This window comes from Streptomyces hirsutus, from assembly GCF_001418415.1.
GTDB classification, from domain to species: domain Bacteria; phylum Actinomycetota; class Actinomycetes; order Streptomycetales; family Streptomycetaceae; genus Streptomyces; species Streptomyces hirsutus.
Genome location: NZ_LIQT01000033.1, coordinates 1 through 6,280, shown reverse-complemented (window position 1 = coordinate 6,280; position 6,280 = coordinate 1). Strand labels below are relative to the sequence as shown.

The 6,280-nt window shown below is 69.1% G+C and carries 5 protein-coding genes; 4 read left to right on the top strand and 1 reads right to left on the bottom strand.

Translation table 11 applies throughout. The features are described from left to right. Window positions 1-167: 167 nt before the first annotated feature. Together AOK11_RS02820 and AOK11_RS02815 are read left to right on the top strand one after the other, a co-directional pair. Window positions 168-1,193 carry an alcohol dehydrogenase gene (locus AOK11_RS02820; RefSeq protein WP_055592027.1) on the top strand — a complete coding sequence of 342 codons (1,026 nt, stop codon included), beginning with the start codon at window positions 168-170 and terminating at the stop codon, window positions 1,191-1,193. A 748-nt stretch (window positions 1,194-1,941) separates the two neighbouring features. Further along, on the top strand, window positions 1,942-2,445 hold the full coding sequence (locus AOK11_RS02815; protein ID WP_338058908.1) for a hypothetical protein: 504 nt from the start codon (window positions 1,942-1,944) through the stop codon (window positions 2,443-2,445). Between the two features lie 50 nt (window positions 2,446-2,495). Here AOK11_RS02815 and AOK11_RS02810 read toward each other — a convergent pair whose 3' ends face one another. Further along, on the bottom strand, window positions 2,496-3,215 hold the full coding sequence (locus tag AOK11_RS02810) for an IS6 family transposase (RefSeq protein WP_055592026.1): 720 nt from the start codon (window positions 3,213-3,215) through the stop codon (window positions 2,496-2,498). A gap of 650 nt (window positions 3,216-3,865) precedes the next feature. On the opposite strand from AOK11_RS02810, the gene AOK11_RS02805 reads away from it, so the two are divergent. After that, window positions 3,866-5,296 carry a selenium-binding protein SBP56-related protein gene (locus AOK11_RS02805; protein ID WP_055592025.1) on the top strand — a complete coding sequence of 477 codons (1,431 nt, stop codon included), beginning with the start codon at window positions 3,866-3,868 and terminating at the stop codon, window positions 5,294-5,296. A 59-nt stretch (window positions 5,297-5,355) separates the two neighbouring features. Then, window positions 5,356-6,123, top strand: coding sequence for a ZIP family metal transporter (locus tag AOK11_RS44415; RefSeq protein WP_240497193.1), 768 nt, complete (start codon window positions 5,356-5,358; stop codon window positions 6,121-6,123). The last annotated feature ends 157 nt before the right edge of the window (window positions 6,124-6,280 follow it).

Here is a 6,280-nt window from a genome sequence, read left to right as displayed (position 1 = left end):
TGTCAGACCGGGGTAACTCCACTCGTTCCGTGGCCTTGTCCCGGTGCCAGCGCCTGTGTGCTTCAGTCTGCGTCTTATGCCGGGTGCTCGCCTGGCTCGGCGCGCGTGATCGGGTCGGAGCTGGTGTGCTGGTTGTGGGGGCCGTCGTGCTACCGGGAGAGATCCAGATGAGCACTTATCGTGTCGCGCAGGTGGCCGCCGCCGGCGGTCCGTTTGAGATCGTCGAGCGTGAGGTACCGCAGCCGGGCCCCGGCAGCATACGGATCGCCGTGGACGCCTGCGGGATCTGTCACAGCGACGCCATTTTCGTCAACGCGATGCTGCCAGGCGTGCAGTTTCCGTTGGTCCCCGGGCATGAGATCGCCGGGCGCATCGAGGAGCTGGGCGAGGAAACAAACAGCGGTGGCTGGCAGGTGGGCGACCGGGTGACGGTCGGCTGGTTCGGCGGCAGTTGCGGCCACTGCACGCCCTGCAGACAGGGCGACTTCATCGTGTGCGAGAACCTGAAGATCCCTGGATGGGCATACGACGGAGGTTACGCCGAGACGGTAATCGCACCGCTCGACGCCCTGGCCAGAATCCCCGACGCCCTGGCGGCGACCGATGCGGCGCCCATGGCCTGCGCGGGAGTGACCACCTACAACGGGCTACGGCGCAGCTCCGCACAGCCGGGCGACCTGGTCGCCGTACTCGGCATCGGCGGCCTCGGCCACCTGGGGGTGCAGTTCGCGGCCGCGATGGGCTTCGAGACCGTGGCCATCGCCCGCGGAGCCGACAAGGCCGACTTCGCCAAGCAACTCGGCGCGCACCACTACATCGACAGCACCGCGGACACCCCCGTCGCCGACGCGCTCCAGTCCCTCGGCGGCGCCAGAGTAGTGCTGGCCACCGCCGCCAACTCCGAGGCCACCACGGCGACCGTGGAAGGGCTCTCCCCCCGCGGCGAGCTGGTGATCATCGGTGCGGACGCCGCTCCGCTGGGAATCAGCCCGAACCAGCTGCTCATGAGCGGCAAGATCATCCGAGGTCACCCGTCCGGCACCGCGCAGGACGTGCAGGACACCATGGCGTTCAGCGCCCTGCACGGAATCCGGCCGATGGTCGAGATCGTGCCGCTGGATCAGGCCGACGAGGCCTACCAGAGGATGATGTCCGGCGCCGCCCGCTTCCGGATGGTGCTCACCACTCACTGACGCTGTGTGTGCCGATCGATAATCCGCCCAGCTCGGACCGCATACTTGAGCGGACCACGGCTCAATCGCCGCCGACCGCGCCGATCAGCACTACCAGCTCGAACCGGAGCTGGCCGACGAGCCCCGGCAGCTGTGGACGGAGATGGCCCAGGCCGCGCAGCGACGGGGCGAACTGGACCTGATCAAGTCGTGGTACGTGGCCGACGGTCGGCGCATCGCGCTCGCCTACCTGGTCGAGGACAACCCGTCAGCGGAACCGCCGTGTACCAAAACGATTGCGGGCTTGTCAGCCATGGAAACCGTGCCCTTTCAGAGGAGCCGCAGATACGCCTGGTCGACGTGGCTCAGCCGCCCGTACCTCAGCGCGTCAATACCGCCGATGGCTGACGCCCCTTCCCCTACGACACGATGCACGCCGTTTTGGTCGCAGAAGCCAGGGGAACCCGGAACGGCGTGATCCGAAGCATCGCGCGTGGTGCCGGCCGCAGGAGCGGCCGGCACCACCGCTCTGAACGCCGTGACCTACGCCGGCATGGCACTGCGCGGCAGACCGTGTGGGGCTCGTAAAGTCATCGCTGCAGGTGGGAGTTCGCGTGCGGGACTCCTCGGCGGTGGTTGGGATGCTGCACCAGTGATCATCTCGCTGCTGGTACCGGGCCACCCGGGCGTTGCTGTCCGTGCCTGCGGTCCTGCTGCGCCGGGACACGGCCAGGGAGCCGAACTGCTGGTGCTGTGACACGAGAACGCGGTGCTGCGACGGCAACTCGCAGGTCCGGTCCGCTACGAGCCCGCGGACCGGTTCTGGCCGGTCGCGCTGTCGTCGCTGATACCGTGCCGGCGCTGGAGCTGTATCTTTCCGCTCACGCCGGGGACGCTGCCGGCCTGGCACCGCAGGCTGATCCCCAAGAAGTGGGACTACGCCGACCGATGCCGCACCGGCCGCTCTCCCACGGCCGCCGCGCTCAAGAAGCTGGTTCTGCGTCTGGCAAAGGAGAACCCGCGGTGGGGCCATCGGCGGATCCAGGGTGAGCCGGCCGGGCTGGGGCATCCGATCGCACCGTCCACGGTCCGGGAAATCCTGCACGCGGCCGGCATCGGCCCGGCCCCGCGCCGCGCCGGCCCGAGCTGGCGTGAATTCCTCACCGCCCAGGCCGAGCAGCGACGCGAGGAGCGCGATCACGCAGAGAGCCTGCTCGAGGCGGAGCGGGCCCGGAACCGTGCTGAGGGCATTGTCACGTTGTTGGGTGCGTGACTGCCTGATGGTGCGTCGGGGCGTGGTGGGCCCGCGGCCCGGGCCTGTGTTCAGGCCGTGGTGGGCAGGTTGGCAGCGCCGGTGATCTGGTCCCGGATCGCGAAGCGGACAGTCATCTCGGTGCGGTAGTTCGAGGCGGTCATCAGGTGGCGGTGGGGTCGGAAGTGGGGTGAGATGCCGCTGAACGCGGCCAGGAACCGTTGTGCGACACCCACCGATCGGAAGCCTTTCACCGCGCGCTCGCGTTGCCGCGTGGGCCGGTGGCTGTTCTCGGTCCGATTTTTCAGGCCCTTGTGACAGCGGTGCTCCACGGAGGGCATGACCTGGCGGTGGACGGCGCCGTAGGAGCGCAGCTTGTCGGTGACGATCCCCCGCGGGACCGCACGCGTCTTCTTCAGCAGGCGGCGGAAGAAGCGCCGGGCGGCGGCCTTGTCCCGCCGGTTCTGCACGAGGATGTCCAGGACGTTGCCGCCGGCGTCGACGGCCCGCCACAGGTACTTCAGCTCCCCGTTGATCTTCACGAACACTTCGTCCAGATGCCATGTGTCCCCGGGCCGCGGCCGACGGCGGCGCAGTCCGTTCGCATAGGCCTGCCCGAACTTGGCGCACCACCGCCGGACCGTCTCATAGGAGACGATCACGCCGCGCTGCAGCATCAGCTCCTCCACCTCGCGGAAGCTGAGCGGGAAACGGAAGTACAGCCACACGCAGGGGGAGATCACCTCGACCGGATACCGATGCCCCCTGTACGACGGCGACGCGCTGTCCACGGACGGTTCCCCTCCACCATGACCAACCCGAAGATCGTCCCACCCGGTCAGTCAACGTGACAGCACCCGCAGATGTCGAAGGTCGGGCTGTGCGCGGTGATCCGGCGTGACCATCGCGGCGGCATGTCGATGCGGGAGCTTGAGCGCAGGCACGGAGTGACGTGGCGGACGGTTCGCCAGGCACTGGATTCGGCCTGGCGGATTCAGGCAAGAAGATGCCGTCGCGGGCGACCGCTCTGGATCCGTACAAGCCGGTGATCGACGAGATCCTCCGGACGGACCTTGATGGCGTCACGCAAGCAGTGGCACACGATCACCCGGATCTTCCACCGGCTCATCAGCCTGCTCGATAGATCTTGTCCGGTCGATCAGGCCCGATCAGCGAGCGGCGTCCGACACGGTCGACCGGCGGGGCGGCCGGAAGGCCCGGTGTTCGCTCGGTGCCGCCGCTCCCGGGCGTGCCGGAGACGGGCCGCACACTGAGGCGGCCCGCGCCGCCGCGCTGCCGCGTTGGCAGTGCTTTGGGGCTGTGAAACCCTGGCTTCAGGGCGTATATGTCCGGTACCTCCATATCGATCTCGAACGGGTGGGGTCGACTGCCTCCCGGGAGGCCCCGGCTCCAGGCTCCCGTTCGGGAGTAAGGAGCAGCCATGACGACGACCGAGCACGCTCACGACCGCGGCGAGCACAGTGACCCCACCTTGTACCGCACTCCGGCGGACGCCGTCGCCGCACCCCCGGAGAAGCTCGCCTATGTCGTCGGTTTCGACCCGGCCGCACAGCGCGCGGACGCGTTGTTCACCGTCGACACCGACCCCGAATCCCCGGTATACGGCCGCGTGACCTCCCATGCCGAGCTGCCCGACCTGGGCAACGAACTGCACCACTTCGGCTGGAACGCCTGCTCGAGCGCGCTGGCGCATGCCGGTCATCATCACGCTGCGCGGCGCTACCTCATCGTCCCCGGACTGCGCTCCTCCCGGCTGCACGTCCTCGACACCGGCCCCGATCCCGCCCGTCCGCGCCTGGTCAAGGTGGTCGAGCCCGAGGAGCTGGCCGCCAAGGCCGGATACTCGCGTCCGCACACACTCCACTGCGGCCCCGACGGAATGTTCCTGTCCTGCCTGGGCGGCGCGGACGGGGCGGACGGGCCCGGCGGCGTCGCGCTGCTGGACCACGAAAGCTTCGAAGTGCTGCGCGCCTGGGAGAGCGACCGCGGACCGCAGCGGCTCGCCTACGACCTCTGGTGGCACCTGCGCCAGAACATCGCCGTGACCAGCGAGTGGGGGACCCCCTCGATGATCGAGGACGGCCTCGTCCCCGAACTGCTGCTGGATCGCCGCTACGGCCACTCACTGCACTTCTGGGAGCTGGACTCCGGCCGGCACCTGCAGCGCGTCGATCTGGGGGACGAGAACCAGATGGTGCTGGAACTGCGCCCCGCGCACGACCCCGAGGCCACGTGGGGGTTCACCAACACCGTGGTCAACGTGGAGGACCTGTCGGCGTCGGTGTGGCTGTGGAACCGGGAGGGCGAGGACTTCGCCGTCCGCAAGGTGCTCACCGTCCCGGCCGAGCCCGCGCAGACGGAGGACCTGCCCCCGGCGCTGCAGCCGTTCGGCGCCGTGCCCCCATTCATCACCGACATCGACCTGTCGGTGGACGACCAGTGGCTGTACGTATCCGCCTGGGGAACCGGCGATCTGCTCCAGTACGACGTGAGCGACCCGTTCCATCCCAGGCAGACGGCGTCCGTGCGTCTTGGCGGCGTCGTCGGCCGACAGCCGCACCCCGCCGAGCCGGACACTCCGCTGACCGGCGGAGCGCAGATGGTCGAGCTCAGCCGCGACGGGCGGCGCGTGTACCTGACGAACTCCCTGTACGCCGCCTGGGACGCGCAGCTCTATCCCGCGGGCATCGACCCGTGGATGATCAAACTCGACGCCGACACCGCGCACGGCGGGCTCTCCGTCGACAGCCGCTTCTTCCCGCACGGCCCGGACTTCCTCGGCCTGCGCGTGCACCAGATACGCCTGCAGGGCGGCGACGCCTCCTCGGATTCGTACTGCTACCGCCGCTGACGGAGCCGGTTCACCCGGGCACTGCGCACATAAGCCCGCCACCCTCGTAGGAAGGGGGCATGCTCTCCGTGCTCTACGCAGCAGGCGCGCACACCGACGACGGAACCGGGTGGCAGCTGCCCTTCACCGCAACGCTGGTGGCCGTGGTCCTGGTGACTGTGGCCACTGTAGTAGGCGCCTGGCTGGCGCGGCGTGGATTCGGCCGGCCGGCACTTCTGCTGGCCGCCGCGTCAGGGATTTTGCTGATCATTGCGGTCCTCGATCTTCTGCCCGACGCGTGGAACGAGGCCCATGAGGCCGGCGTGCCGCATTGGACGGTGCTGCTCACCGCACTCGCCTCGTACGGGGTGATGGGCGCCGTGGTCCGTATGGGCTGCCCGTGCGAGCCGGGTCGTGCGGGCGGCATCGGCGTGGCATCGGGGCTCGCTCTGCACCGCTTCCTGGAGGGGGCGACCCTGGCGCTGACCGCCTCGGTCGCCGTGGTGGCGGCGCTCCTGGTGCACGCGGCCGGCGAGGGCCTGGCGCTGGCCGCTCTGCTGGGGGCGCAACCGAGACGGCGCGTGGCTCCATGGATCGGGCTGGCCTGCTTGAGTCCGGTCGCGGGAGCCTTTGTGACGAGCGCTTTGCCGATTCCGGACGGCCTCATGCCGCTGCTGCTCGCCTTCGTTGGCGGCGTACTCGCGCAGGCGGCGTGGGTGGCGCTCAGACTCGCCCATCAGCAGCGGCCCGCGGACCGGCGAGTCCTCGGGGTCCCGGCTGCGATGGCGATGCCTCTCGCGGCCGTCCTCACCGCGCTCGTCGTCCTTGTCGGGGCAGTCAACCGCTGAACGTGTGGCGTAGCTGTTGCACTTGCGTATTGATCTTGGTTGCGACCTGCTGTTGCTCAGCTGTACTGGGCGGTATTTCTGTTCCCCGAGGGAGGGTTACGCGGCGCGGAAGCGTGGGTGACTGGTGGCATGTGGGCTGAGCTTGGCGTTTAACGTC